Origin of the sequence: Saccharothrix sp. BKS2 (assembly GCF_047689505.1) — a bacterium.
GTDB lineage: Bacteria > Actinomycetota > Actinomycetes > Mycobacteriales > Pseudonocardiaceae > Actinosynnema > Actinosynnema lopnurensis.
On the sequence record NZ_JAUQOL010000003.1, the window covers coordinates 218,908 to 244,594 of the forward strand.

Annotated in this window: 22 protein-coding genes; 6 read left to right on the top strand and 16 right to left on the bottom strand. The window is 74.7% G+C overall.

All coding sequences use genetic code 11. The features are described 5' to 3' along the window. Positions 1 to 11: 11 nt before the first annotated feature. Genes Q5530_RS06700 through Q5530_RS06755 form a run of 12 tightly spaced genes read right to left on the bottom strand, consistent with a single transcriptional unit; the run spans position 12 to position 11,368 of the window. Positions 12 to 1,046, bottom strand: coding sequence for an LLM class F420-dependent oxidoreductase (locus Q5530_RS06700; protein WP_415361333.1), 1,035 nt, complete (start codon positions 1,044 to 1,046; stop codon positions 12 to 14). Continuing rightward, entirely contained in the window at positions 1,043 to 1,954 is a 912-nt protein-coding gene (locus Q5530_RS06705; RefSeq protein WP_415361334.1) for an alpha/beta hydrolase, read from the bottom strand. Before Q5530_RS06705 ends, Q5530_RS06700 begins: the two co-directional genes overlap by 4 nt. A gap of 20 nt (positions 1,955 to 1,974) precedes the next feature. Further along, a complete protein-coding gene (fabG, locus tag Q5530_RS06710) occupies positions 1,975 to 2,757 on the bottom strand; it encodes a 3-oxoacyl-ACP reductase FabG (RefSeq protein ID WP_415361335.1) in 783 nt (260 codons plus the stop codon). After that, positions 2,754 to 3,002, bottom strand: a complete 249-nt coding sequence (locus Q5530_RS06715; protein ID WP_380635742.1) for an acyl carrier protein — start codon at positions 3,000 to 3,002, stop codon at positions 2,754 to 2,756. The genes fabG and Q5530_RS06715 overlap by 4 nt, the downstream gene beginning before the upstream one ends. Before the next feature lie 26 nt (positions 3,003 to 3,028). Then, positions 3,029 to 3,826: an SDR family oxidoreductase gene (locus tag Q5530_RS06720; protein ID WP_415361336.1), complete on the bottom strand. Its 798-nt coding sequence runs from the start codon at positions 3,824 to 3,826 to the stop codon at positions 3,029 to 3,031. A 37-nt stretch (positions 3,827 to 3,863) separates the two neighbouring features. Continuing rightward, a complete protein-coding gene (locus Q5530_RS06725; RefSeq protein ID WP_380635746.1) occupies positions 3,864 to 4,763 on the bottom strand; it encodes a beta-ketoacyl synthase N-terminal-like domain-containing protein in 900 nt (299 codons plus the stop codon). Next, positions 4,760 to 5,956, bottom strand: a complete 1,197-nt coding sequence (locus tag Q5530_RS06730) for a beta-ketoacyl-[acyl-carrier-protein] synthase family protein (protein WP_415361337.1) — start codon at positions 5,954 to 5,956, stop codon at positions 4,760 to 4,762. Before Q5530_RS06730 ends, Q5530_RS06725 begins: the two co-directional genes overlap by 4 nt. Beyond that, positions 5,953 to 6,948: a beta-ketoacyl synthase N-terminal-like domain-containing protein gene (locus tag Q5530_RS06735; RefSeq protein ID WP_415361338.1), complete on the bottom strand. Its 996-nt coding sequence runs from the start codon at positions 6,946 to 6,948 to the stop codon at positions 5,953 to 5,955. Before Q5530_RS06735 ends, Q5530_RS06730 begins: the two co-directional genes overlap by 4 nt. Further along, positions 6,945 to 8,075, bottom strand: a complete 1,131-nt coding sequence (locus tag Q5530_RS06740) for a beta-ketoacyl-[acyl-carrier-protein] synthase family protein (RefSeq protein ID WP_415361339.1) — start codon at positions 8,073 to 8,075, stop codon at positions 6,945 to 6,947. The genes Q5530_RS06735 and Q5530_RS06740 overlap by 4 nt, the downstream gene beginning before the upstream one ends. Further along, the gene (locus Q5530_RS06745) at positions 8,072 to 9,541 is read right to left on the bottom strand and encodes an AMP-binding protein (RefSeq protein ID WP_415361340.1); all 1,470 of its coding nucleotides are present in this window, start codon (positions 9,539 to 9,541) and stop codon (positions 8,072 to 8,074) included. Before Q5530_RS06745 ends, Q5530_RS06740 begins: the two co-directional genes overlap by 4 nt. After that, the gene (locus tag Q5530_RS06750) at positions 9,532 to 10,299 is read right to left on the bottom strand and encodes a hypothetical protein (protein WP_380635755.1); all 768 of its coding nucleotides are present in this window, start codon (positions 10,297 to 10,299) and stop codon (positions 9,532 to 9,534) included. Before Q5530_RS06750 ends, Q5530_RS06745 begins: the two co-directional genes overlap by 10 nt. Continuing rightward, a complete protein-coding gene (locus tag Q5530_RS06755) occupies positions 10,289 to 11,368 on the bottom strand; it encodes a beta-ketoacyl synthase N-terminal-like domain-containing protein (RefSeq protein ID WP_415361342.1) in 1,080 nt (359 codons plus the stop codon). The genes Q5530_RS06750 and Q5530_RS06755 overlap by 11 nt, the downstream gene beginning before the upstream one ends. A 234-nt stretch (positions 11,369 to 11,602) precedes the next feature. Here Q5530_RS06755 and Q5530_RS06760 point away from each other — a divergent pair, with 234 nt between their 5' ends. Beyond that, a complete protein-coding gene (locus Q5530_RS06760; RefSeq protein WP_415361343.1) occupies positions 11,603 to 13,180 on the top strand; it encodes an anthranilate synthase component I in 1,578 nt (525 codons plus the stop codon). Between the two features lie 149 nt (positions 13,181 to 13,329). Here the strand turns inward: Q5530_RS06760 and Q5530_RS06765 are convergent, their stop codons facing one another. Further along, positions 13,330 to 15,039, bottom strand: a complete 1,710-nt coding sequence (locus tag Q5530_RS06765) for an aldehyde dehydrogenase family protein (RefSeq protein ID WP_415361344.1) — start codon at positions 15,037 to 15,039, stop codon at positions 13,330 to 13,332. 11 nt (positions 15,040 to 15,050) lie between these two features. Next, the gene (locus Q5530_RS06770; protein ID WP_415361345.1) at positions 15,051 to 17,885 is read right to left on the bottom strand and encodes a BTAD domain-containing putative transcriptional regulator; all 2,835 of its coding nucleotides are present in this window, start codon (positions 17,883 to 17,885) and stop codon (positions 15,051 to 15,053) included. A 353-nt stretch (positions 17,886 to 18,238) separates the two neighbouring features. Here Q5530_RS06770 and Q5530_RS06775 point away from each other — a divergent pair, with 353 nt between their 5' ends. Next, positions 18,239 to 18,640 (top strand): acyl-CoA thioesterase, encoded by a 402-nt coding sequence (locus Q5530_RS06775; protein ID WP_415361346.1) that lies wholly within the window; start codon positions 18,239 to 18,241, stop codon positions 18,638 to 18,640. A 160-nt stretch (positions 18,641 to 18,800) separates the two neighbouring features. Here Q5530_RS06775 and Q5530_RS06780 read toward each other — a convergent pair whose 3' ends face one another. Both Q5530_RS06780 and Q5530_RS06785 read right to left on the bottom strand, forming a co-directional pair. Next, positions 18,801 to 19,700, bottom strand: coding sequence for an ACP S-malonyltransferase (locus tag Q5530_RS06780; RefSeq protein ID WP_380635764.1), 900 nt, complete (start codon positions 19,698 to 19,700; stop codon positions 18,801 to 18,803). Continuing rightward, positions 19,697 to 19,924 carry an acyl carrier protein gene (locus tag Q5530_RS06785; RefSeq protein WP_380635766.1) on the bottom strand — a complete coding sequence of 76 codons (228 nt, stop codon included), beginning with the start codon at positions 19,922 to 19,924 and terminating at the stop codon, positions 19,697 to 19,699. The genes Q5530_RS06780 and Q5530_RS06785 overlap by 4 nt, the downstream gene beginning before the upstream one ends. Positions 19,925 to 20,193: 269 nt before the next feature. On the opposite strand from Q5530_RS06785, the gene Q5530_RS06790 reads away from it, so the two are divergent. The 4 genes from Q5530_RS06790 to Q5530_RS06805 all read left to right on the top strand — a co-directional run bounded on the left by Q5530_RS06790 (position 20,194) and on the right by Q5530_RS06805 (position 25,615). Then, a complete protein-coding gene (locus Q5530_RS06790) occupies positions 20,194 to 21,018 on the top strand; it encodes a helix-turn-helix domain-containing protein (RefSeq protein WP_415361347.1) in 825 nt (274 codons plus the stop codon). 173 nt (positions 21,019 to 21,191) lie between these two features. Next, positions 21,192 to 22,010: an alpha/beta fold hydrolase gene (locus tag Q5530_RS06795; RefSeq protein ID WP_415361348.1), complete on the top strand. Its 819-nt coding sequence runs from the start codon at positions 21,192 to 21,194 to the stop codon at positions 22,008 to 22,010. Between the two features lie 413 nt (positions 22,011 to 22,423). Next, complete coding sequence (locus Q5530_RS06800; protein ID WP_415361350.1) at positions 22,424 to 24,538, top strand: PQQ-dependent sugar dehydrogenase; 2,115 nt, start codon at positions 22,424 to 22,426, stop codon at positions 24,536 to 24,538. Positions 24,539 to 24,601: 63 nt separating this feature from the next. Next, the gene (locus Q5530_RS06805) at positions 24,602 to 25,615 is read left to right on the top strand and encodes an SMP-30/gluconolactonase/LRE family protein (protein ID WP_415361351.1); all 1,014 of its coding nucleotides are present in this window, start codon (positions 24,602 to 24,604) and stop codon (positions 25,613 to 25,615) included. Positions 25,616 to 25,687 lie beyond the last annotated feature (72 nt).

Sequence of the window (25,687 nt, forward strand, 5' to 3'; positions counted from 1 at the left end):
CCTCCGGGGTCTCAGGCGCCGACGCCCGCCTTGTCCAGCGCGGTGGCGACGTCCTGGAGTGTGCGCACGCCCTCGTCGGCGTCGCGGACGAACAGGATGGTGGACAGGGTGGTGACGCCCGCGGCGGCGTAGTCGCGCAGGCGGTCGGCCACGCGGTCGACCGGGCCGAGCACCGAGGTCCGGTCGATGAACTCGTCCGGCACGGCGGCGGCCGCGGCGCGCATGCGACCGGCCAGGAAGTGGTCCTGCACCTCGGTGGCCGCGTCCGCGTAGCCCATGCGCGCGGCCAGCCTGCTGTAGAAGTTCTCCTCGCGGCTGCCCATCCCGCCCAGGTACTGCACGGCGTACGCGCGGACGCGGTCCACGCACAGGGAGACGTCGTCCGCCACCACCAGCGGCAGGTTGGCCACCACGTCGAACCCGTCGCGGACGGGTCCGAGCCCCGCGAGCTGGGCGGGCAGGAACTCCGGGTCCACGAACACCGCGTGCCAGCCGTCCGCGATCTCGCCCGCCAGCGCCAGGTTCCTCGGGCCCACGGCGGCCAGGTAGATCGGCAGGTGCGGGCGGGGCGGGCGCATGCCCAGGCGCAGCGGTTTGCCGGGGCCGTCGGGCAGCGGCAGCGGGTAGTGCTCGCCCTCGTGGGTGACCGGGCCCTTGGCCGCCAGGACTTGGCGCACGATCTCGACGTACTCGCGCGTGCGGGCCAGCGGCTTGCCGAACCGGGCGCCGTGCCAGCCCTCGGCGACCTGCGGGCCCGACACGCCGAGGCCGAGGTGGAAGCGGCCGCCGGACAGGACGTCGAGGGTGGCCGCGGTCATCGCGGTCATCGCCGCGCTGCGGGCCGGGATCTGCATGGCGGCGCTGCCCAGCCCGATCGTGGTGGTCTGCCCGGCCAGCCACGACAGCACCGACGGCGCGTCGGAGCTGAACGCCTCGGCCACCCAGGCGACCCCGAACCCGAGCCGCTCGGCCTCCCGCACCAGCCGCGGGAGGTCCCGGTGGTCGGTGCGGGGCCCGAGGTAGCGCAGGTTGAGCGCGAGTCTCATCCGACCTGTCCCATCGCCTTGCCCAGGAACTCCAGCACGGTCGTGCTGTAGTGGCCGGGGTCGACGGCGATGGGGCGCATGTGCCCGGCGCCCGGCACGACGACGACCTCCGCGAGCGGGTACGGCTCCGCCAGGCCGCGCACCTCGTCGACGCCCACCACCGTGTCCTGGTCGCCGACCAGGAACAGCATCGGCACGGTGGCGTAGCCGGGCGTGGTGGGCGCGGGCGGCCAGTTCGGCGGGGTGGACGTGCTCGCCGCCGCCAGCGGGCGGAACACCGCGTCGAACACGGCGCGCGCGGGCGCGGCCCGGACCGGCTCGGGCACCGGCACCATGCCCGAGCGCAGCAGGTTGCGGATGGTGCGGTCGGGGTCGGGCGCCGGGCCGCTGTCGCACACCACGGCGTCGATGCCCGACAGCCGCCCCAGCGCGTGCAGCACCGCGAACGACGACATCGAGAACCCGTACAGCCCGAACCCGGCCCCGGCGTGCTCGGGCATGGCCTGGACGTGCCGCACGACCGCGATCAGGTCGTCGGCGAACCGCTCGCTGAACTTCGTCAGCCCCCGGTCGGTGAAGCTCCGGCCGTGGTTGCGGAAGTCGAACAGCACCACCGTGTACCCGGCCTGGTGCAGGAAGCGGGCGTGCAGCAGGCTGCGCGACTTGTCCAGGCCGATGCCGTGGCCGACGACCACCACGCGCGCCGGGTCCCCCTCGAACAGCCAGGCGTCCAGGGTCCGGCCGGGCACCGGGGCCGGCACCGGCAGGTCCCGCGCGGTGAGCCCGAACTCGGCCGGGCGCTTGGTGCGCTTGGGCCGCGGCGGATGGCAGACGCGGTAGGCGACCAGGGCGGCCAGCACCGGCGCGATCGGCGCGGCCAGCACCCCCGGCAGGGGGGAACGCTTCACGGACGACTCCCTTGAGGTGGTCAGACGACGAGTCCGCCGTCGATCCCGAGCACCTGGCCCGTGATGTAGGCGGCGCGCTCGGACACGAGGAACGACACGAGGTCGGCGACCTCGTCCGGGGTGCCCGCGCGACCCAGGGGCACCCGCTCCAGGATCTTCCCGCGCACCGCGCCCGGCAAGCCCTCGGTCAGGTCGGTGTCGATCAGGCCGGGCGCCACCACGTTCGCCCGGACGCCGTAGCGGCCGACCTCCTTGGCCAGCGCCCGGGTGAACCCGATGATGCCCGCCTTGGACGCCGAGTAGTTCGACTGGGTCGCGCTGCCGTGCACGCCGGCCACCGACGACGTGGTCACGATGCTGCCGGTGCGGCGCTTCATGAACGAGAAGATCGCCGCCCGGCACGCGAAGTACGTGCCGTCGAGGTTGGTGTCGATCACCGACCGCCAGTCCTCGTCGGTCATCCGCACCAGCGGGTTGTCCCTGACCACGCCCGCGCACGTGACGAGCGCCGACAGCGGCCCGAGCTCCTCCTCGGCCTCCGCGACGAACGCGCGGGCCTCGCCGGAGCTGGAGACGTCGGCCTTGCGCGCGACCACGCGCGCGCCCGACGTCCCCAGCTCCGCGACGAGCTCCTCCGCCGCGTCCGGCCGGGACCGGTAGCAGAACGCCACGTCGAAGCCGTCGTGGGCGAGGCGGCGCACCACGGCCCGCCCGATGCCCCGCGAGCCGCCGGTCACCAGCGCGACCGGTCGTCCGCGCTCCGCCGGCGCCTCCGCCGCCACCTCCGGTCCCGACCCGGTCACGACGTGGCCGCGAGCTTGGCCGTGACCAGTTCGTGCACCCGGTTGAGGGAGGTGATCTCCAGCAGCTCCTCCTCGGCCATCTTGATGCCGTACTTCTTCTCCAGCCGCATGGTGATCTCCAGCGTGGTCAGCGAGTCCACCTCCAGCTCGGAGACGAAGTCCGCCGTGTCGGTGACCTCCTCGGGCTCCAGCTCGATGGCGTCGGCCACCAGCGTGCGCAGCTCGTTCTTGTCGACGTCGGCCATGGTGTGGGTGTCCTTTCGTAGTGCCCTCAGGCGACGATCGCTTCGCCGCCGTCGACGCCGATCACGTTCCCGGTGATCCAGGACGAGTCGGTCGAGGAGAGGAGGACGATCGCCTCGGCGACGTCCTCGGTGGTGGTGAGCCGGTCGTGCGGGTTGAGCGCGCGGGCCCGCTCGGCGACCTCCGCGCTGCCCGGGATCTTCCGCAGCGCCGGGGTGAGGGTGGTGCCCGCCCGGATGGCGTTGACCGCCACCCCGTGCGGCGCCAGCTCCACGGCGAGCTGCCGCGAGTGCGCCTCCAGCGCCGCCTTGGCCGCCGAGACCGCGCCGTAGCTGCTCAGCACCCTGGTGCCGCCGGAGCTGGTCAGCGACCAGACCTTGCCGCCCCGGGGCAGCAGGCCCTCGGCGAGCAGGTCCTGCGTCCAGTAGACGAGGCTGTGCGCCATCACGTCGAGCGTCATGGCCATCTGCTTGGCCGTCACGCCCTTGGGCGCGTCCTCGGTCGGCAGGAACGGCACCAGCGAGCCGAACGCCACCGAGTGCAGCACGACGCGCGTCCCGACGCCGCCGGTCAGCTCCTTGATCGCCGGCACCAGCTCGGCGCGGGTCTCGCGGGCGGCGACGTTGCGGTTGAAGAAGTGCGCCTCCACGCCCAGCTCGCGCAGTTCCGCCGCCAGCTCGTCGGCGGCCTCCTGCCCGTCGGCCATGTCGAAGTGCACGCCGATGACGTGGCAGCCCTCGGCGGCCAGCGCGCGGGCGGCCGCGCGCCCCATGCCGCTGGACACGCCGAATATCAGCGCCCAGGACCCCTTCAGCGTTACCAGCACGTTCAAGCTCCCTCCGGTGGAGTGTGGTTGCGCGGCGTCACCGCGGGTTCGGCGCCACGAGTTCGACCAGCGCCACGGTGCCCTCGGCGGACGCGGTGACGAGGGTCCGCGGGCGCGACCCGTCCCCGCCCGCCGCGAGCAGGTCGACCAGGACCCGCACCGGCGTGAAGCACCCGCTGTCGACCTCGACCCGGTGCTCCCGGGGCCGGCCGGCCCAGGCCCGCACCGCCCGGCCCACGGGCGAGTCGTCGAGCACCGCGTCCGTGCAGGTCGACCCGGCGAGCACCGAGGTGTCCGGATCGGCGGGGTCGAGGAAGAACGACCGCACGCGGCACTCGCCGTAGACGGTGGCGCCGCGCGCCGCGGCCGCCTCGGCGGACTCGCAGACCAGCACGGCCGCACCGACGTCGGCCGCGCCCGCGCGCTGGTCCTCGGGCGGGTCGTCCTCGGTCGCGCCGACGACGAACACGTCCGCGCGACCGGCGCGCAGGGCCCGCGCGGCGATGCCGATGGCGTCGAGGCCGGCCGTGCGGGGCGAGTTCGTGGTGAGGTTGAAGCCCTTGATGGCGTGCTCGGTGGACAGCCGGCTGGCGAACGAGCTCATCGCCATGAACGGCGCGGTGATCGGGGACATCTCGCCGGCGTGGCCGTCGATGATCGTCCGGTCCAGCTCCTCCAGCAGCCGCGCGCCGGCGTTGTTGGTGCCCACCACCGCCGCCCGGCGGGTCGGGTCGGCCCCGGCCAGCGGGTCGCCCGCCCCGGCGATCGCCTCGCGCGCCGCGGCCAGCAGGTACTGGCAGGCCCTGGGCAGCCGCTTGTAGCCGCGGCCGGGCAGGGCGGTCTTCACGTCGAACCAGTCCGCGCCCGGTTCGGCCCCGCCGCCGGGAGCGGCGGTGCCGGGGGCGACGGTGCGGAACCCGGTGATCACCATGGTCATCGGTCGTTCCCCCCGCGGGTCAGCACGAACGAGGCGTTGTTGCCGCCGAACGCGTAGGCGTTGACCAGCACCGCCGGGCGCTCCAGCGGCACCGGCTCGCCCTGCGGCACCCACACGGCGCACTCCGGGTCCTGGTCGATCGGCGGGTTGCCGGGCACCTGCCCGTGCTGGAGCGAGAGCACACCGGCCACGCAGGCGAACACGGCGGCCGCGCCCGCGGTGTGCCCGATCATCGCCTTGAGCGACAGCAGGGGCAGCCGGTCGCAGGCGTCGCCGAACACCGCCCGCAGCGCGCCGCTCTCCACGACGTCGTTGAGCGGGGTGCCGGTGCCGTGCGGCAGGATGCAGCCGACGTCCTCGGGCCGCAGCCCGGACTCGGCGAGCGCCTCGCCCATGCACCGGGTGATCTGCGCACCGCTCGGGTCGGGCGCGGTCGGGTGGTGGGCGTCGCAGCTCCAGGCGCCGCCGGCCAGCTCGGCGTAGGTGCGGGCGCCGCGCCGGGCGGCGTGCGCAGCCGACTCCAGGACCACCATCGCGGCCCCGTCGCCGAACATGGTGCCGCGCCGGCCGCGGTCGAACGGGCGGCAGCGCAGCGGGTCGGCCGCGCCCAGCCGGTCGAACCCGCCCATGCCGACCCGGGTGAACGCCTCGGCGCCGCCGACGAGCACGGCCTCGGCCTCGCCACCGCGGATCATGTCCAGCGCGATGGTCAGCGCGTAGCCGCCGGCCGAGCAGGCGTTGCCGACGCTGACGTTGCCCGCCCGCGACCCGATGGCCGCGCCGACCACCGCCGAGGTGACGGTGAGCGGGGTCCAGCGACCGATGCGGCCGTGCGCCGCGCGCTCCTGCTCCTGCCGCGAGGCGTTGCCCATCTCCACGCCCATCACGACCGGCAGGTCCCGCACCGCGTCGGCGGACAGGCCCGCGTCGGCGATCGCCTGCCTGGCCGCGGCGACGCCGAACCTCGGCCCGTCGCCGAGCCGGACGTGCGCGAACGCGGTCGGTTCCGCGGGCAGGTCGGCCTCCGGGACCAGGTACATCTTGGTGGCGCCCATGTTCAGGTGCGGCTCGGGCACCGGCACCGGTTCCCCGCCGCCGGCCAGCAGGCCCTTCCACAGCGCGTCCGCCCCGGTCCCGAGGCAGGACACGGCACCGATCCCGGTGATCACCACGCGGGTGTCGTCGTCCGTCACGCCACGTCCTCCTGTCGCGTCGCGCGCGGGCCGGTCAGCACCAGTGCCGCGCTACCCGTGGCATCGCCCTCGCCGTCGTCGGGCGCGCCGGCCACCGCGAGCACCGCGCCCGCGCCGGCCCCTCCCCCGCCGGCCCCTCCCCCGGCCGCGTCGAACCACGCCACGGCGGCGGCGCACTGGAGCACGCCGAGCGCGCCGGAGCAGCGGCCCAACCGGTCGGTGAGGTCCACCGGGTCGCCCCCGGCGGGCAGCCCGGCCACGCCCGGCGCCGAGACGTACAGGTCCACCGGCTCGGCGTGCCCGCCCAGGGCCGCCTCGACGGCAGTGCGCGGCTCGACGCCCCGGCCGTACGCGCCGACCCGGGCGCGCACCCGGGCGCCCCGGCGGCGGGCCCGACCGGTCGACTCGACGACCAGCGCCACCGCCCCGTCGAGCCACCGCCGGCCGCCGTTGGCCCGGTGCAGCCGGGCGACCGGCTCGGTGTCGGGCTCGACGCCGATGACCACCGCGACGTCGGCGCGGTCCACCGCGATCAGGTTGCGCGCCCAGGACACCGCGTCGAGCCCGCCGGCCGTGCCGCTGCACAGCGTCAGGTTGGGGCCGCGCAGGCCGTGCTCGATGGCCACCCAGCACGCGGTCACGTTGCTGGACATGTGCGGCACGCGCATCGGGCTGATGCCGGTCACCGTCTCGGTGTGGATGATGTCGGTGAACTCGCAGGCGGTGTCGAGGTTGCCGAAGTTCGAGCTGACCACGACGGCGACCCGGTCGCCGTCCAGGTCGTCGGCCCCCGCGTCGCGCAGGGCTTCGGCGGTGGCCACCAGCGCGAGCTTGGACGCGCGGTCCTTGTGCCTCATCCCCCGGCCGCGCAGCGACGGCTCGAAGTCCCCGGCGGCGGGCCGCAGCAGGTCCTCGACCGCGCGCACGCCGGACACCGCGAGACCGACACCGGTCACCTCGGCGCCCACGAGGGCCCTCGCCGGGGCGCTCACGCGACCCGCTCCACGATCGCGACGGCGTTGATGCCGCCGAGGCCGATGGAGTGGACCTGCGCGGTGGACAGGTCGCCGCGCGCGGGCTCGCCGTGCACCAGGCGCAGGTCCGCCGCCTCCTCCATGCGGTCGTCCAGGCCGATGATCGGCGGCACCGCGCCGTGGTCCAGCGACAGCACCGCCACCACCAGGCTGAGCAGCCCCGACCCGCCGCAGGTGTGGCCCGCGCCGGACTTGACGGACGTCACGAACGGCGGCTCGGCCACGGCGGCGAACACGTCCTCCAGCGCGACGGTCTCGGCCAGGTCGTTCTGCTTGGTGCCGCTGCCGTGGGTGATCACCAGGTCGATGTCCTCGGGGCGCACCTTCGCGCGGTCGTGCGCCTCGCGGATGGCGCGGACGATGCCGGCCACGTCGGGCATGGTCGGGTGCGCGCCGTCGCAGTTCATGCTCACCCCGCGGACCCGGGCCCGCACCCGGCCGCCGGCGCCGGACCTGCGCACCACCACCGCCACCGCGCCCTCGCCCATCAACATGCCCCGCCGGTCGGCGTGGAACGGGCGCACGGCCTCCGGGGTCAGGTTCTGGAGCCGGTCGAGCGCGCCGTAGGAGCTCTCGGTGATCGAGTCGGTGCCCGCCACCACGACGGTGTCGGCCAGGCCCAGTTCGATCATGTCCGTGGCCATGCCGAGCGCGTAGAGCGAGGCGGCGCAGGCGCTGGCGACCGTGTGGCTCTCGGTGGTGCCGAAGCCGGTCCGCAGCGCGCCGCCGAAGTGCAGGTCGGGCAGCGACACCGGGGTGCCGTGCCGCCACCACAGCTCGGCCGAGCGCAGCTCCCGCAGCGTCGTGCCGACCAGCACCGGGTAGTCGCCGTCCCGGGGCAGCCCGGCGTCGTCCAGCGCCTGGCCGACGACCTGCCCGAGCCACTTCGTGGCGCGCAGGGGCTCGTCGACGCCGGGCGTGGCGCGGTCGTCGATCTCGTAGGCGTGCCGGGCGCGGTACTTCGAGGTGTCGAACACCTGGAGCCCGGAGACGCCGCTGCGCCCGGCGCACAGCGCCTCGTAGACCTCTTCCGGGGTGTCGCCGACGCTCGCGACCGCGCCCAGGCCGGTGATGTCCCAGGTCATTTCGCGACCCCGGTCGACCGCAGCTTGAACCGGGCCAGCTTGCCGGTCGAGGTGACCGGCAGCTGGTCGAGCACCTCGATCCGCGCGGGCCGCTTGAACGGCGCCAGGTCGGCGCGCACCGACCGCAGGATCGCCTGCCGCAGGTCCGCCGCGCCCACCCCGGCCACCGGCACGGCGTAGGCGATCGCCTGCTGGAGGCCGTTGTCGTCGGTCTCGCCGACCACCGCGCAGTCGGCGACGCCCTCGGTGCCGCGCACCGCCTTCTCGATCTCCGCCGGCGAGACCTTGTACCCGCCGAGGTTCAGCAGGTCGTCGGCGCGGCAGAGGTGCCGCACGTCGCCCTCGGGGGTGCGGTGCACGATGTCGCCGGTGTACGCGCCGCCCCGGGCGAAGGTCCGCGCCGTCGCGTCGGGCCGGTCGATGTACCCGAGCGCCACCGAGCCGGCCGCGATGTGCAGCCTGCCGTCGACGCCGTCCGGCACGACCTCGCCGTCCTCGTCCCGCACGGTCACCTCGACGCCCGCCACGGCGCGGCCGGTGGAGCCCGGCTCGGTGCGCCCGGGGTCCGTGGCGACGACGATGTGCAGCACCTCGGTGGCGCCCAGGCCGTTGACCAGCGGCACGCCGAACGTCGCGGTGAACCGCTCGGCCAGCTCCGCGGGCAGGTGCTCGCCCGCGGACACGGCGCGGCGCAGCGAGCCCGCCGAGACCTGCTCGGCCAGGGCGACCAGCCCCGCGTACACCCTGGGCACCGAGCACAGCACGGTCGGCCGGTGGGTGTTCAGCGCGGTGGCCACCACGTACGGGTCGACCGCGCCGCCCAGCAGCACGACGCTCGCGCCCGCGGCGAGCGGGAACAGCAGCGAGTTGCCGAAGCCGTAGCCGAAGGACAGCTTGGCGGTCGACACCACCACGTCGTCCGGGGTCAGCCCCAGGTGGGCGCCGAACCCGGCGAGCGTGGCCGCCACGCCGGCGAGGCCGTGCCGCACGCCGCGGGGGGTGCCCGTGCTGCCCGAGGTGTACTGCACCAGCACCTCGTCGTCGGCCGCGAACACCGCGGGCTCGGGCGCGGTGCCGGTCCCGGCCTCCGCGCCGTCGAGCCGCACCAGCGAGCTGAGCTCCTCGCGCAGCACCCGCTCCTTGGCCGGCGGCGCGTCGATGTGCGCGGCGACCGCGCCCGAGTCCTTGGCCATGAACACGATCTCGGACTCGCGCAGCACCGGGCTCACCGGCACCGGCACGCACCCGTGCCACCACGTGCCGAGCACCGCCGTCACCGCCGCGACGGAGTCGTCCGAGACGATCAGGCACCGGCTGCCGCGCGGCACGCCGCTGTCGCGCAGCCGGGCGGCGTAGGCCCCGGCCGCCTCGTGCAGCTCGCGGTAGGTCACCTCGCCCGCGGCGGGGTCGACGTAGCTGACGCGGTCACCGTCGTGCCTGCCGACCAGGTGGTGAATCAGGTCCATCGCGGATCTCCGTTCCAGGTCGTCACCTCGACGGCGACCGCGTTGCCGGTTTCGCCGACGGTGACGACGAGAGTGAGTGCGTGTTGTCGTGTCCGTACGGTGGCCGGCGACACGGCCGCGACGAGCCCGCCCACCGCGCCGAAATCCCCGAACTGCTGCTCCACGTGCCTGAACGGCAGCCCGCGCCGCCGCACCGCCGCGCGGAACTCCTCCACCCCGCCGCTCGCGGACAGCACGACCGCGTCCGCGGGCCCGCCCAGCCGGTCCAGGCACTCCGCCAGCAGGTCGTCGGGCTCCCCGAGCTGGGTGCGGCCGACCGGCCTGACCACCAGGTCGCCCGCCACCGGCCGGTTGTCCAGCACCGCGGACACCGCGCCGTCGCGGTCGGGGCCCGCCGACGCGCCGACCACGACCTGGTCCGCCCACCCCTGCTGGACCATGTGCGCGGCCTCGACGAACGCCTGCGCGCCGGCGTCCCGCGTCCCCACCAGGTCCAGGTACGGGCCGGTCAGGTGCAGCCGCCGCGACACCTCCGAGGCGACCCGCGCCCCCGGCGTCGCCCACACCGTGCCGACCCGGCCGACGACCGGCGCGCCCCGGCCGGACTTCGCCCGGAACGCCGCGGCCGAGGCCGCCGACACGGCCAGCGAGGACTCCCGGTCGTGGTTGACGGGCCAGCGGATCTCCGGGCAGCTCACGCCGGGCAGCCGGAGGCCGGTGCCGCGCACGGCGACGCGGACGGTGGGCTCAGCGCTCATCGACGGCCTCCAGCGCGATCGTGCACACCCCGCCGCCGAGCCCGAACGCCGGGCTGAGCACCAGCCGGACCGGTGCGCGGCGGCCGGCGGGCTCGACCAGGTCCAGGTCGGTGTCGGCGTGGCGCAGCGTGGCGTTGCCGGGGATGAACCCGGCGCGCAGCGCCTGCACCGCGACCACCGCGTCCAGCGCGGCGGCGGCGCCGAGCGCGTGCCCGAGCGCGCCCTTGGTGGACGACACCGCCGGCGTGCCCAGGGAGGCGGCGGCGACCGCCTCGACCGCGTCGCCCGCGCGGGTGCCGCTGCCGTGCGCGCACAGCCAGTCGACCTGGTCGGCCCGGCGGCCCGCGCGGTGCAGGCACCGCCGCAGCGAGTCGACGACCGCGCCGTCGAAGGGTGTGCGGCGGGTCCGGTAGTGGGCGTCCGAAGTGGACGCGTGGCCGGCCAGGGCGGCGAGCGCCGTGCCGCCGCGCGCGGCCAGGTGCCGGGGGTGTTCGAGCACCACCACCCCGGCGCCCTCGGCGGGCAGCGTGCCCAGCCGGCCGGCGTCGAAGGGGCGCACCACGTCGGGGCTCAGCGGGCCGATGCCGGCGAACGCCGCGGCCGTGCCGGGGCCCAGCTCGTCCACGCCGGCGCAGATCGCCACGTCCACCTCGTCCGCGGCGACGGCGTTGGCGCCCAGCGCGATGGCGTCGTTGCCCGCCGCGCACCCGGAGCCGACCAGCACCGCGGGCCCGCGCAGGGCCACCGCGGCGCGGACGACGTCGAACAGGTCGCGCGGGTCGGCGAGCACGGTGCCCACGAACAGCCCGATCCGACCGGAGGTGACGCCCGCGTGCCCGAGCGCCTCCAGCACCGCGGCGGCGAGGAACCGCGCCGCGAGCGAGCGGTGCGCCGGCACGTCCAGCCCGGCCTCGGGCGGCACCTCGCCGGCCGGGTGCGGGAACGCGAACCGGCGCACCGGCCCGGTGCACACCTTGCCGTGCCGGACCGCGTCCCACAGCGGCGTGCGCCCGAGCCCCGCGGCGGACACGGCGCCGAGCCCCGTGACGAGCGGCCTGAGCGGAACCATCGCGCACCTTCCCGGTGTCTGTGCCGGAGCCGCCCGCGGCCCGGACGTCCGCGGCGGTGCTCCTGGTCCGTGTGTAGTCGAGCCCGCGTGGCCCGACCACGAAAAGCGGGACGGTCAGCAACAGGCGCCGTGCGGCGCAACAACCGACCACCGCCACCGCAAGAAATCCGCTGCACGCACCCGACCGGGCCCGATAGACACGGCGGAGGGCGAACGCGGTGAGGAGCGAACCGGATGTGGGTGCACCTGCTCGACGAGGACGACGACCTCGGGTTGACCAGCCCGTCCCGGCCGCGGTTCCGCGAGCTGGCCGGGACCCGGGGGGTCGTGCCGGTCGTGCGCAAGGTCGGGCTCGGCGGGCGCACCCCGGTCGACGTGTACCGGGCGCTGGCCGGCAACCGGCCGGGGACGTTCCTGATGGAGTCCTCGCCGGACACCAGGTCGTGGTCGCGCTGGTCGTACGTCGGCGTGCGCAGCCCCGCCGCGCTCACCGCCTCCGGCGGCGCGGCGAGCTGGACGGGGACGCCGCCCTCGGGCCTGCCGCTCGACCCGGACCCGCTGGTCGCGCTGCGGGAGGTGCTGCGGGTGCTGCGCGCCGACCCGCTGCCCGGCCTGCCGCCCTTCACCGGTGGGATGGTCGGATACCTCGGCTACGACGTGGTGCGCCGCCTGGAGCGCCTGCCCGACACCACGCTGGACGACCTCGGCACGCCCGAGATGACCATGCTGCTGGCCACCGACATCGCGGCGATCGACCACGAGACCGGGGTGGTCACGCTGATCGCCAACGCCGTCCTGCCGCGCGGCGACGCCGACTACGACGACGCGCTGGCCCGGCTCGACCGGATGGCCGCCGGCCTGACCACCCCGGTCGCGCGCCGCGAGCGCGTGCACGCGGTGCCGCGCCCGGAGTTCCACCGGCAGCGGCCCGCCGAGGAGTACCGGGACGTCGTGCGCGAGGCGATCGGGGCGGTGCACGCCGGCGAGGCGTTCCAGGTCGTGCTGTCGCAGCGGTTCGAGATGCGGACGCGGGCCGACGCGCTGGACGTCTACTCGGTGCTGCGCTCGACCAACCCCAGCCCGTACCTGTACCTGCTGCGGCTGGAGGGCTTCGACGTGGTCGGCTCCAGCCCGGAGTCGCTGGTCGTGGTGAAGGGCCGCACCGCGCGGACCCGCCCGATCGCGGGCACCCGGTGGCGCGGCGCGGACGCCGAGGAGGACGCGCGGGTCGAGCAGGACCTGATCCGCGACCCGAAGGAACGCGCGGAGCACCTGATGCTGGTCGACCTGGGGCGCAACGACCTGGGCCGGGTGTGCGCGCCGGGCACGGTGCGGGTGGAGAAGTTCTTCAAGGTGGAGAAGTACAGCCACGTCATGCACATCGTGTCCACCGTCGCGGGCGAGCTGGCCCCCGGCCGGGAGCCGTTCGACGCGGTGGAGGCGTGCTTCCCGGCGGGCACGCTGTCGGGCGCGCCGAAGCCGCGCGCGATGGAGCTGATCGACGAGCTGGAGCCGGTCCGGCGCGGGCTCTACGGCGGCGCGCTGGGCTACCTGGACTTCGCGGGCGACATCGACCTGGCCATCGCCATCCGCACCGCGCTGATCCGGGACGGGGTCGCCTACGTGCAGGCGGGCGCGGGCGTCGTCGCCGACTCCGACCCGGCGTACGAGGACCAGGAGTGCCTGAACAAGGCGCGGGTGGTGCTGACCGCCGTGGCCGCGGCGGAGACCCTGCGCAAGGGCGCCGGCGGGGCGGGGACCGCAGCGGACGGGTCGGTCCCGGCGGGGCGCGAGCGGCTGGGGTCGCGGTAGCCGGGTTCCCTGTGAGGGCTCGAAGACCGGGATCGCGGTAGCCGGGTTCCCGGTGGAGGCCCGAAGACCGGGGTCGCGGTGTCCGCGACCCCGGTCTTCGCGATCCCGGAACAGCGGGTGGCGGCCCGCCGGCGACTCAGCCGGCGACCTCAGCCGGCGGGCCGGTCCGCGATCAGGGTCAGCAGCTCGTAGCGCACCACCGAGGTGCCGTCCTGGTTGGCCACGTCGACGTCCCAGCGCACCTCCCCGTACTCCGCGTTGGGCCGGGGCGTGATCCGCTGCGCGGTCAGCGTGACGGTCAGCGCGTCACCGGGCCGCACCGGCGCGAGGAACCGCAGCCGCTCCATCCCGTAGTTGGCCACCACGGGCCCCTGCTCGGGCGTGATGAACAGCCCCGCCGCCAGGGACACCACCAGGTACCCGTGCGCGATGATCCCCCGGTACACGGGGTTGCGCGCCGCGGCCTCCTCGTCGGTGTGCAGGTAGTAGTGGTCGCCGGTGAGGTCGGCGAACCGCCGGACGTCCTCGGCGGTGACCACGCGGGGGCCGGCGACGGCGGTGTCGCCCACGCGCAGCTCCGGCAGGTACTTGCGCAGCGGGTGGACCTCGGAGGTCCGCCGCGCGCCGCCGGGCACCCAGCGGCCGGTGACCGCGCCGACGGCGTCCGGGTCGGCCCGGAGCTCACCGGTGCGCAGGAACCCGAGCACCGGGTCCAGCGCGGGGGCCTCCCGGCCGTGGCCGAGCTGGGTGAACCGCCCGCCGGCCAGCACCAGTGCCCGGAGCAGGTCGGGGTCCGAGGTGGCGGCCCAGCCGGTGATCGCGCGGTCCCCCCGCGACACCAGCGACCCCGCGTGCGCGACCGACGACCAGGGCATGACCGTGCACACCGGTCCGAACGCCTCGACGGTGTGCGGTTCGGGCAGTTCCGGGTCGGCGGCGCGCAGCAGCACCGGGCCGCGCCCCGGGTCGCCGAACACGACCTCCGCCGCGTCCCGCAGGGACTTCACCGCCCGCAGCAGCCGGTCCGGCCTGGCCACCGGTCCGACCTCGACGCCGGCCAGCGCGTCGCGCACCGCGTCGACGACGTGGTCCAGCAGCGCCGCGGGCACCATGGCCCGGCGCGCGGCCAGGGGTCGCTGCCCGGCGTGCCCGGTCAGGTCGGCGACCAGGCGCGCGACGAACCGGTCGAACGCGGGTGTGCCCGCCTCGACGTCCGGGCCGAGCACCGCCCACCCGAGCGAGCCGGTGTCGGTCAGCAGGGGCACCTGGTCGAGCCGGTCGCGCACGCGCCGCGCCGTCTCCGGGGAACCGCTGAACGAGACGGTGTCCCCCGGGGTCAGCAGGTCGAGCACGGCGGCGTCGGGTACGACCTGCGCCACACCGTCCAGGCAGGACACCAGCGCCCGCGTCGCGGCGGCGGTGTGCCGGGAGGGCTTCACCACGCTGGCCGCGCCGGCGAGCAGGGCCGCCCCGACGCCGCGCAGCGTGGACCACACCGGCAGCCCGAGCGCGGTCACGTGCACCACCACGCCGGTCGGCGAGGTGGACAGGCGTTGCGCCACGAGGGAACCGCCGCGGTTGAGCGGGGTGGTCTCGGCCGCGACCAGCACGACGTCGTCGGGCAGCTCGCGCTTGGCCCGGTTGGCGAGGCCGCGGACCTCCGCGATGCCGGCGTCGACGTCGTGGGCGGCGTCCGCCGGGGCCACCCCGTCCTCCGCGCAGGCGGCCAGCAGGTCGGCGCGCGCGGAACGCACCCGGACGGCGAGATCGCTCAGCAGGTCGGCGCGTTCGTGGAAGGTCTTCGACCGCAGGGCCGGACCGTCCACCTCCCGACCACGGCGCAGGACTTCGTGCTCCACGAGGAGCGAAGCTACCGGCGATCGGTTGTGGCGGCGCGCAATCCGCGCTGCGGGGCGCCGAGCGCGAGCGCCGCGCCGTCCTCGCGGCTCAGCGCCCACCCGCGCCGGAAGGCGTCCTCGAACACGTGGTGGCCCAGCTCGGAGCGGGCGCGGGCCTGCGCCTCCTCGTGCGGGCGGCGCCAGCTCTTGGAGCCGAACCACGGCACGCCGACGAGGGCCCAGGACCTCACCGCGACGCCGAGCAGCACGGCGGCCTCCTCGCCGGACCCGTCGTCGACCGCGATCCAGCCCAGCAGGTCCACGACCATCGCGAGCCCGCCGATCTCGCGGAACATCGCCTTGAGCCGCAACGCCTCCCGCGCGTTGCGCCGCGCCCGCGCGAGGTCGCCGGCGCGCCACTGCGCGAACGCCAGCGTGTACAGCGCGTAGGACCGCGTCCAGTGCTCGCCGCGGCTCTCGCACACCGCCAGCGCCGTCTCGGCGCGGGCCAGTCCCGAGGCGATGTCGCCCAGGAACACGTCGCTCATCGCCAGGTGCACGTCGACCATGACGCAGGTGCTCGACGGGCCCTCCAGCTCGCGGTACGCGCCCGCGGCCTCCACCAGCAGCGCCCGCGCGCCGGTGGGGTCGTCGCGCAGCAGCGCCGCGGCGCCGAGGAGGTGCGTCGCGTGGGTCGCCTCGGCGGTGTCGCCCAGCTCCACCGCCAGCGCCACGGCCTCCGACAGCTTCGCCACACCGCCGTCGAGGTCGCCCTGGAGGTAGGTCACCCGCCCGCACACCCACAGCGCGCGGGCGCGTTCGCGGCTCGGTTCGGCGCACACCTTCAGCGCGAGGTCGAGCCAGTGCTGCCCCTCCGAGACCTGGTCGCACGCGACCCAGAACGAGTGCAGCGCCGCCGCCAGCCGCGTCCCGGCCAGGTGCTCGCCGGGCGTGGTGAGGGAGAAGTCCAGCGCCGCCCGGAGGTTCGCGTGGTCGCGCCGCAGCCGGGCGAGCCAGTCCAGCTGCCCGGGGCCGAACCAGTTCCGCGCGCCCTCCTCGGCCACCGACAGGTACCAGTCGCGGTGGCGGGTCAGCACCTCCGCCGTCAGCCCCTCGGCGCGCAGCCGGTCGCGGCCGTACCCGCCGAGGACCGCGAGCAGCCGGAACCGCACCTCGCCCGAGTGCTCCTCGCGGATCAGGATGGACTTGTCGACCAGGCCGTCCACCACGGACAGGAAGTCGTGCCCGGTGTCGTCGGCGGCGCACACCGCCTCCGCGGACGCCAGGTCGAAGGTGCCCGCGAACACCGACAGCCGCGTCCACAGCGCCTGTTCCTCGGGCGTGCACAGGTTGAAGCTCCAGTCGATGGTGGCGCGCAGCGTCTGGTGGCGGGGCAGCGCCGTGCTGCGACCGGAGGCGAGCAGCTTCAGCCGGTCGTCGAGGCGGTCCAGCAGCTCGGCGGGCGAGAGCACGCGCAGCCGCACCGCGGCCAGCTCGATCGCCAGCGGGATGCCGTCGAGCTGGCGGCAGATCCGGGCGACCACGGCGCTGTTGTCCGGCTGGACCTCGAACCCGCCGGGCACCGCGGCGTTCGCCCGGTCCGCGAACAGCGTCATGGCGGTGCGCAGGTCCTCGTCGCCGTCGTCGTCGTCCGGCACGAGCAGCGGCGGCACGGGCAGGATGTGCTCGCCCGGCACCGCGAGCGGCTGCCTGCTGGTGGCCAGCACGCGCAGGTCCGGGGCCGCCTTGAGCAGCGTGCTGGCGATCTGCGCGCAGGCGTTGAGCAGGTGCTCGCAGTTGTCCAGGATCAGCAGCACCTTCGCGTCGCGCAGGTCGCGGACCACCGAGTCGATCGAGCCGTTGTCGATGCGGTCCACGATGTTCAACGCGTCGGCCACCGCGTGCGCGACCAGTTCGGGATCGCGCAGCCCGGCCAGCTCGACCAGCCACGCGCCGTCCGGGAACTCGGCGCGCAGGTCCGCGGCGACGCGCAGGGCGAGCCTGCTCTTGCCGACCCCGCCGACCCCGGTCAGCGTCACCATCCGCGACCTGGTCAGCCACTTCTTCGCCTCGGCCAGCTCGTCCCGCCGGCCGACGAAGCTGGTCGTTTCCGCGGGCAGGTTGCCGGTGCGCGGGGAACGGATCTCGACGACCTGCTCGGGCTCCGATAAATTTCGCGGCCCGTCACCCGCGAGTATCGACGACTCCAATGCGCGCAGCCCCGGCCCGGGTTCGATGCCCAATTCGTCGACGAGCATGGCGCGGGCCCGCCGGAATGCCGCGAGCGCGTCCGCCTGCCGGCCCGCGCGGTAGAGCGCGTTCATCAAAAGTTCCCACGCCCTTTCCCGAAAGGGGAACCTGTTGACGAACGATTCGAGCTCGGCGGCCGCGGTCGCGAGCTCGCCCACCGCGATCCGCGCGTCGAGCAGGTCCTCGGTCGCCGCGAGGCGCAGCTCACCCAGCCGGGACGCCTCCGCGCGCGTCCACTCGCTGGCCCGGCAGTCCTCCAGCGCCTCGCCCCGCCACAGCGCGAGCGCCGCGCCGAGCGACCGCACGGCCACCGCGCCGTCGCCCGCCGCCAGGGCTTCGCGCCCGTCGCGGGCCAGCGCCTCGAACCTGGCCGCGTCCAGCGCTTCGGCCGGCGCGTCGAGGAAGAACCCGTTGCCCCGGGTCACGACCAGGTCGGGGAGACCGCCCTCGCGCAGGTCGGTGCGCAGCCTCGTGAGGTGGCTGCGCAGGGTGGTGATGGCGGTGCGCGGCACGTCCCCGTCCCACAGCGCCTCGACGAGCAACTGGCGGCCGACCGTCTCACCCGGTCTGGTGGCGAGGCGGGCGAACAGCGTGCGCAGGACGCGCCCGTGGATCACGACCGGACCGAGCGGCCCGACGGTCTCCAGCGATCCCAAAATTCCGACGGACGCACCACTGATCATTCTTCCCCCGTATTCGGAGATACTCCGAGTGGCCCCCTCGGCGCTGAGTCGGCCCGCCCAGTACCCAGCATCACCGATGCTAGCGCGGTTCCTACGAAGTATGCGGTGAAGCTGCCCTTTGATGAACACCCGAACGCCGGGCCGATGACCACCCGATCGGCGGTACCGCAGCCGTCGCGAGCGGCCGGGAACGACGTCTCATTAGCCCGGCCGGTACGATCGTCGGAGTTCATCCACATATGCCGGGCCAGGGGGAATTCATGACCATTGAGCCGTTTACCGTGCGGATGGGTGTACGGAGCTACGAACTCGACCCGCAGTTGCACGTGAACGGCGCCGTGTACGTCCAGTACGCCGACCACTCCCGCTTCGCGTGCGTGCAGGCGGCGGGGATCTCGGTGGAGGAGCTGATCGGCAGCGGCCTCGGGCCGGTGAACCTGGAGACGAACATCCGGTACCACAACGAGTTGCGCGGCGGCGACGAGGTGGACGTGTCCTGCGCGTGGGTCTGGGGGAAGGGGAAGACCTACCGCGTCGAGCACGTGCTGCGCCGCCTGGACGGCGAGGTCGCGGCCGAGGTGACCCACGTGAGCGGGTTGCTGGACCTGAAGGCGCGCAGGCTGGTGGAGGACCCGGCGCACGAGTGGCGGTCGCGCGCGGCGCGCCCCGGGCTGCTCAACCTCGACTAGGGGGCGCCCCGGCGGGTGTGCGCGGCCGGATCGCGTGGCGCGTCGGAGGGTGGGGGTGCAGGCGGGTGGGGGTGCGGGCCGGTGGGGCGCGGGCCGGGAGCCGACCCGGGTCGTGTCCGGCGCCCGACGGCGTCACCTACGGCGTCACCGGCCCGCGTCCTCAGACCGGCCGCGGGTCCAGCGGCGCGAAGTCCACGATCTTCTCGCGCTTGCCCAGCTTGTGCAGCGTGTCGCCCGGCCCGGCGTCCCACAGCCGCAGCGCGCCGTGCTGCCGCGCGGTGTGCACGGCCTCGCGCCAGCGCACCGGCAGCAGCAGCGCGCGCACCAGCAACTCCCTGATCTCCGCGGGATCGCTGTGCACCCGTGCGTCGATCGTGGACACGAACGTGCCCGCGCCCTCGCGGAACTCGACCGCCTCGACGGTGTCCCGCCACTCGGCGATCACGTCGATCATCAGCGGGCTGTGGAAGGAGCCGCGGATGGGCAGCAGGTTGGTCTTGAGCCCCTCGTCCTCGGCGAGCCGGATGACCTCCTTGACCGACTCGGGGTCGCCGGACAGGACGGTCTGCCCGCGCCCGTTGATGCCCGCGACCTCGATGACGCGGCCCGCGCACACGAGCACCTGGCGGCGCAACCACTCGATGCCGTCCGCCTCGGCGCCCATCACCGCGACCATCGCGCCGGGCGTGCGCACCGCGTGGTCGCGGCACAGCTCGCCGCGCCGCACCGCGAGCGCGAACCCGCTCCACACGTCGACCACGCCCGCGCACGCGGCGGCGGTCAGCTCGCCGAGGCTGTGCCCGAGCACCAGCGGCACGTCGATCAGCTGCCCGAACGCCCCCTCCACGGCGGCGATGCCGGCGACGTAGGTGGCCGGTTGCGCGACCGCGGTGTCCATGAAGTCCAGTGATCCCACGTCGGATGTGCCCACCACCGCGTGGAACTCCGCCACCAGCGGGTGCTCGTGGTGCCGCCGCAACGCCTCCACCATGGCCTCGCGCTTGGTGCCCTGACCGGGGAAGGCGATGCCGAACCCGTCCACCTGCCTCACGTCGTTCACGACCGCACCGCGGTTCCCCGGGCGCGCAGGAGGGCGGCCACGTCGTTGACCGAGCGCATCGCCGCGGTCTCCTCGGGCTTGAGCTGCACGTCGAACTCGCGCTCCACCCGGACCGAGATCTCCGCCTTCTGGAGCGAGTCGACCTCCAGTTCCTCGTAGAACAACGCCTCGGCGGGCACCTCCTCGACGTCGAGCTCCACCACCTTCGCGACGAGGTCACGCAACCTGCCGACGATCTGATCTGCCGCTGCCTGATCTGCCGCTGCGCTCATGTACGCCGGCCCTTTCGCACTAGACCCCGGGTTGGCCCCGTCTTCATACCGCGTCGAGGCGCGGCGAACCGGTGACGGGGGCAGGACGCCGCAACAACCGCCGTGCCCCGGCAACAAACGTCGGACCGCTGCGCCCGGTGAAACGCGCCTGCATCCCCGTTGCAGCGACGGGCGGTTGTACTGGACGGGCGATCAACCGCCTTGGGGGCTGAACTTTGACCGTGACAACCCTGCGTCACATCCAGGTACTGATCATCAGCGACGTCGACGACCCGGTCACCGATCGCGTCCACCGCGCGCTCACCGCTTCGGGTGGCGCGGTCGTGCGCTGGAACGCCGCGGTGGACAGCACGAAGCAGTTGCGCGTCGCCGCGCGGCAGGCCGATTCGCTGGTGCTGCTGACCTCGGTGCGCCACAACTCTTTCTCCGGCGCGCTCAAGGTGGCCCTCGACGCGCTGGAGGTGGCCGACGTCCGCGCCAAGCCCGTCGGCCTGGTCTCGACCGGCAACCCGTACGGCACCAGGGCGCTGGACCACCTCAGGGTGGTGATGGGCGCGCTGGAGACGGTGATGATCCCGCAGCAGGTCGACGGCGACCTGGACCTCCAGATCGCGCCGTTCGTGGAGGCGCTCACCTGGTTCGCCGCCCGGTCGCGGCCCGTGCCCGCCCAGCGGGAGGCCACGCACGACGAGGCGCCGGACCTGTCGCCGAGCGTCAGCCGCGCGGTCGCGTACCTGTGCGCGAACTTCTCCGACAACAACCTGTCGCTGGACCTGGTGGCGCGCTCGGTGCACCTGAGCCGCTTCCACTTCTCCCGCACCTTCCGCAAGGAGACCGGGCGGAGGTTCATCGACTACCTGACGGCGCTGCGCATGTCCGAGGCGCGCTCGCTGCTGGCCGCGACGGACCTGCCGGTGAGCGAGGTCTGCCGGCGCGTCGGCTACCACGAGTCCAGCCACTTCCAGCGCACGTTCCGGAACTCGTTCGGCATGTCGCCGTCGGAGTACCGCACGCGCGGGCGCGCCGGGGTGGTGCGGCCCGGCTGATCTGTGCGCCCCGGTGGTCGGGCGCCACCTGACGGCTCCCGACCACCCGCGGCTCCGCCACCTGCGACCCGACCGACCGCGTGGCGACGGGGCGACGGGGCGACGGGGCGACGTACGGTGGTCGGCGCCGACCACCCGACCGGCACCGCGGAGGACTTCCCCGGAGGCAGCCCATGGCGGACTCGCCCGCCGCAGCCGGGGCCGGACCCGCGCCGCGGACCTCCGTCCTCGTGGTGGACGACGGCACCGAGGTCGCCCACCACCACTGGGAGCCGGACGCCGGGGTGGACCCGGACCCCGTGCCGGTGGTGCTCCACCACGGCTTCTCGGCCCACACCCTGGTCGAGTGGGCCGGCCGCGGCACGGTGGCGGCGCTCACCGCGGCCGGTCGCCGGGTCGTGGGGATCGACGCGCGCGGGCACGGGATGTCCGGGAAGTCGCCGGACCCCGCGCGGTACGGCGAGCCGCGGATGGCCCGTGACCTGCGGGCGGTCGTCGCCGCCCTCGGCGTTGCGGCCGTCGACCTCGTCGGCTACTCGATGGGCGCCGTGGTCGCCCTGCTCACGGCGGCCGAGGAGCCCGCGGTGCGCAGGCTGGTCGTCGGCGGGGTCGGCGCCGGGGTGGTCGAGGTCGGCGGCGTCGACACCCGCGTGCTGCCCAACGACGTCCTGGCCGACGCCTTCCTGGCCCGCGACCCCGGTCCCCCGCCACCCGAGGTCGCCGGGATGCTCGCGTTCGCCGCGGCGGTGGGAGCCGACTTCCCCTCCCTGGCCGCGCAGGCCCGCGCCGCGCACCAGGGCGGTGTCGACCTCGCGGCCATCACCGCCCCGACGCTGGTGATCTCCGGCGACGACGACCCGCTGGCCCGGCGGCCCCACGTCCTCGCCGACGCCATCGCCGGCGCCCGGCTGCACGTGGTGGCCGGCGACCACGGCACGGCGGTCGGCAACCCCGCGTTCCGGGCGGCCGTCGTCGGCTTCCTCTGCGGCTGACGCTCCGGGTGGTCCCGCCCGTCCGGGTCCGCTGAGCATCGACCCGGTCTTGCGTGTTAGCGCTAACGAGTACCGGGGTAACCGCCCGGTGGTCTTGTCGACGACGAACGCCTCGCGCTACGGTGCCTCTGGGAGCGCTCCCAGTCGGGCCGACCCGGCGCTGGGCGGCGACCGCAACGCACCCTGCTCGCAAGGAGGCGAGGCATGGAACCACGTGCGCGAAAAGCATCCGGGTCGTTCCCGCTCCACTTGAGACCCGGTCCGACCCCTTTCGGGACCGTCGTCCAGCGCGTTTAGGCACACTTCCGCTCAGCCCCTTCGGTGCACGTCGACCGCCATCGACGCGGCATTGCGCCGCCTCATTTTGTTAGCGATAACAAGGCGACTGCCTTGCATCCCGTGAGAGGAAGACCATGCGAGATCCCCTCGCGACCAGGAAGAACCCCGCCCCCCGCGCGCGACTCCGAGCGGTGTTGGTGGTGGCGCTGTCGGTCCTCGGCGCCGTTCTCCCGCTCCCCGTCGCGTCGGCCGCCACCGTGGACACCGGCGCCTCGTACGTGCTGGTCAACCGCAACAGCGGCAAGGTGCTGGACGTGTACGGGCGCAGCACCGCGGAAGGCGCCCGGATCGCCCAGTACACCCGCAACGACGGCGCGTGGCAGCAGTGGCAGTTCGTGGACTCCGGTGGCGGTTACTACCGGCTCAGGTCCCGGCACAGCGGCAAGGTGCTGGACTTCCCGTCCACCGCCGACCGCGCCGGCCTGGTGCAGAACACCGACGCCAACCGCACCGGCCAGCAGTTCCGCCTGGCGGACTCCGCCGGCGGGTACGTGCGGCTGCTCAACCGGGCGAGCGGCAAGGCCGTCGACGTGCTGGACTCCTCCACCGCCGACGGGGCGCGGATCGTCCAGCTGCCCGACACGGGCGGCACCGGCCAGCAGTGGCGGTTGGTCCGGCTCGGCGCGGACACCACGCCGCCGAGCCCGCCCGGGAACCCCCGGACCTCGAACCTGACGTGCACCGGGGTGACGTTCTCGTGGTCGGCCTCGACCGACGACGTGGGTGTGGCGTTCTACGACCTCTACCACGACGGCCAGCTCATGACCTCGGTGCCGGGCACGGCGCTGTCGGCGGACCTGACCGTCGTGCCGGGGGCCACCTGGGGCCTGTACGTCAACGCCCGCGACGCCGCGGGCAACGTCTCCCAGGCCAGTGCCACGGTGACCGTCACCGTGCCGCAGTGCCAGGCCGACACCACACCGCCCAGCACGCCCACCGGCGTGGCGGCGACCGCGTCGGGCACCTCGGTCGCCGTCCGCTGGTCGCCGTCGACCGACAACATCGGCGTCACCGGCTACGAGGTGCTGCGCGACGGCGTCCAGGTCGGCTCGACCAGCGGCGCGGCCACCACGTCGTTCACCGACAGCGGCCTGGCCGCGAACACCCGCTACGAGTACCGGGTGCGGGCGCGCGACGCCCAGGCCAACCGCTCCGCCCCCAGCTCGGCGGTCGCGGTCACGACCGGCGGCGCCTGCGCCACGGCGCTGTGCTCGGTCACCAGGGTCACCACCGAGACAGACCTGCCCTGGGGCCTGACCACCCTGCCCGACGGACAGGTGCTCTTCGGTCGCCGCGACACCTTCGAACTGGTCCGCCTCAACCCCGCCACCGGCGCGAAGACCGTCGTCGGGCGCGTGCCGAACGCGGCCGGGACGGACGGCGAGGGCGGGGTCCTGGGCATCGCCGTGGCCACCGACTTCACCGCCGACCCGTGGGTGTACGTCATGCACACCAGCTCGACCGACAACCGGGTGGTGCGCATCCGCTACACCGACGGCGCGCTCGCGGGCACGCCGCAGGTGCTGCTCACCGGCATCCCGCGCAACAAGTACCACAACGGCGGCCGGCTGCGGTTCGGCCCGGACGGCAAGCTCTACGTCGCCACCGGCGACGGCCAGAACGGCGAGTGGGCCCAGGACCTCGACAACCTCGCCGGCAAGGTGCTGCGCATCGACCGCGACGGCGGCGTCCCGTCGGACAACCCCTTCGGCACCCCGGTCTGGAGCTACGGCCACCGCAACCCGCAGGGCCTGGCCTTCGACTCCCGGGGGCAGTTGTGGGAGCAGGAGTTCGGCAACTCGGTCATGGACGAGACGAACCTGATCGTCCGCGGCGGCAACTACGGCTGGCCCCGGTGCGAGGGCACCACGGGCAGCTGCGGCGAAGCCGGGTTCATCGCGCCCAAGCGCACCTACCCCGTCGCCGAGGGCTCGTGCAGCGGCATCGCCGTGGTCCGCGACGCGCTCTACCTCGCCTGCCTGCGCGGCGCCAGGCTGTACCGGGCCGACATCAGCGGCGAGAGCCTGACCAACGTCCAGCAGCACCTCAACGGCACCTACGGGCGGCTGCGCACCGTGGAGCCGTCCGCCGACGGTGGCCTGTGGCTGACCACCAGCACCCGCGGCGACAAGGACAGCATCGCCAACAACAGCAACGAGAGCATCCTCAAGGTCGAACTCGGCCGATGACCCGGCCGCGGGGTGGGGTGACCGCCCACCCCGCGGCTCCGCCGATCACGAAGGGAGTCCCCCATGACTCGCCGCACGACACCGCGCCGCCACCGGGCGCGGACGCTCACGGCGGTGGCGATCGCCATCGCCGGCGCCGCGGCACCCCCGGTACCCGGCGCGCTCGCCCACGCGGCACCGGCATCGCCGTGCACCCCGGGAGCGACCTACGGCCCGCCGTTGCCGACCCGCGCGGTGACGTCCCAGCTCGTCCGAGGGGGGTTCAACTTCCTCGAAGGCCCCACGTGGGACCGGCGGACGGGCACCCTGCTGCTGTCGAACATGCGGAACCCGACCGGCCCCCAGGGCGTGCAGCCGTCCGAGGTGCTCCGGTTCACCCCGCCGGCCACGTTCGAGACGTTCATCGCCAACTCCGGTAGCAACGGCCTGGCCGTCACCCCCGACGGCACGCGGCTGCTCGCCGCCACCCACGACAACCGCACCGTCTCCTCCTACAGCCTGACCGACCGCAGCCGCACCACCGTGGCGGCCAACCACCTCGGCCGCGCGTTCAACTCCCCCAACGACCTGACCACCGGCCAGGACGGCACCACCTACTTCACCGACCCCAGCTTCCAGCGCGGCAACCGCGCCGACGAGCAGGGCGGCCGGACCAGCGTCTTCCGCGTCCGCGACGGCGTGGTCACCCTCGTCGACGACACGCTGTCGCAGCCCAACGGCGTCGTGCTGTCGCCCGACGGCAGGACGCTCTACGTGGGCGGCAGCAACTCGATCGTGAAGTACGCCGTCGCGCCCGACGGCTCCACCGGCAACCGCACGACGTTCGCGAGCATCCGGACGCCCGACGGCGCCACCGTCGACTGCGCGGGCAACCTGTACTGGGCGTCCTACGAAGACGGCCTGGTGCACGTCTTCTCCCCGTCCGGGACGCGGCTGGGCACCGTCTCCGCGGGCCGCAACACCACCAACGCGGCGTTCGGCGGTCCGGACGGCCGGACGCTGTACCTCACCTCCGGGGTCCCCGGTTCGTTCGGCCTCCACCAGGTGCGCCTCAACGTGCCCGGGAACCCGTACTGACGCACCGGCGACCGGTCATGGGTCGCGCCCATGACCGGTCGCCGGGTACGCCGGGCCTTCGAGCCCCTGCCG

What these genes read in the sequence shown, in the direction of transcription:
- Q5530_RS06700 (WP_415361333.1), bottom strand. Translation starts at nt 1,046, where the DNA reads ATGAGACTCGCGCTCAACCTGCGCTACCTCGGGCCCCGCACCGACCAC.
- Q5530_RS06715 (WP_380635742.1), bottom strand. Translation starts at nt 3,002, where the DNA reads ATGGCCGACGTCGACAAGAACGAGCTGCGCACGCTGGTGGCCGACGCC.
- Q5530_RS06725 (WP_380635746.1), bottom strand. Translation starts at nt 4,763, where the DNA reads ATGACCATGGTGATCACCGGGTTCCGCACCGTCGCCCCCGGCACCGCC.
- Q5530_RS06740 (WP_415361339.1), bottom strand. Translation starts at nt 8,075, where the DNA reads ATGACCTGGGACATCACCGGCCTGGGCGCGGTCGCGAGCGTCGGCGAC.
- Q5530_RS06745 (WP_415361340.1), bottom strand. Translation starts at nt 9,541, where the DNA reads ATGGACCTGATTCACCACCTGGTCGGCAGGCACGACGGTGACCGCGTC.
- Q5530_RS06750 (WP_380635755.1), bottom strand. Translation starts at nt 10,299, where the DNA reads ATGAGCGCTGAGCCCACCGTCCGCGTCGCCGTGCGCGGCACCGGCCTC.
- Q5530_RS06755 (WP_415361342.1), bottom strand. Translation starts at nt 11,368, where the DNA reads ATGGTTCCGCTCAGGCCGCTCGTCACGGGGCTCGGCGCCGTGTCCGCC.
- Q5530_RS06760 (WP_415361343.1), top strand. Translation starts at nt 11,603, where the DNA reads ATGTGGGTGCACCTGCTCGACGAGGACGACGACCTCGGGTTGACCAGC.
- Q5530_RS06775 (WP_415361346.1), top strand. Translation starts at nt 18,239, where the DNA reads ATGGGTGTACGGAGCTACGAACTCGACCCGCAGTTGCACGTGAACGGC.
- Q5530_RS06795 (WP_415361348.1), top strand. Translation starts at nt 21,192, where the DNA reads ATGGCGGACTCGCCCGCCGCAGCCGGGGCCGGACCCGCGCCGCGGACC.
- Q5530_RS06800 (WP_415361350.1), top strand. Translation starts at nt 22,424, where the DNA reads ATGCGAGATCCCCTCGCGACCAGGAAGAACCCCGCCCCCCGCGCGCGA.
- Q5530_RS06805 (WP_415361351.1), top strand. Translation starts at nt 24,602, where the DNA reads ATGACTCGCCGCACGACACCGCGCCGCCACCGGGCGCGGACGCTCACG.